At 37.6% G+C, this 527-nt stretch carries 1 pseudogene; it reads left to right on the plus strand.

Annotation, left to right across the window (positions count from 1 at the left end):
• A pseudogene (locus C6368_RS17105) lies at window positions 1-522 on the plus strand (hypothetical protein); the annotation flags it as partial.
• Window positions 523-527: the final 5 nt, after the last annotated feature.

The raw sequence follows: 527 nt of genomic DNA on the forward strand, positions 1-527 counted from the left end.
CATGTGCCTATTTGCAAACCGTTGGCAACAATTAAAAAAATGGACAAGTCGATAATTGAAACATATCCAAATGCTTGGGACTTTGGAAACTCTGACAAGCAATTGAAATCAACTGTTGGAGATTACAGAATTGAATATGATGACTTGTTGGAAATTGCAATGGGTGCGCCATTAGGCGGACAAGCATATTTGGTCACGAACGATAAAAACCTACTTATCGACAACTGGTGCAGCGGACCACCAATATGGGATTCCGCAGGAAAAAAAGTGGCTATCCCTAAATGGACTCGGACTTTTTGGAAAGGAACTTTACAGCAACTAATTGTGATTGACTTGTCGACTGGAGATAAGATAACATTCAAAAGAAAATTTGATGTTCTTGATCTTAGAAGTTTTGACAAAAACAGAATTTACGGATATGACAGCCCAAAGCATAAGCCAAAGACAATAGAATTTGATGTTGATAAGGAAAAAATTGAAACGAAAAATAAAATAACTGTTGCCAATCGAGTAGACGGCTGACAGTC

Source organism: Brumimicrobium mesophilum, assembly GCF_003025005.1.
Classification (GTDB): Bacteria; Bacteroidota; Bacteroidia; order Flavobacteriales_D; family Crocinitomicaceae; genus Brumimicrobium; species Brumimicrobium mesophilum.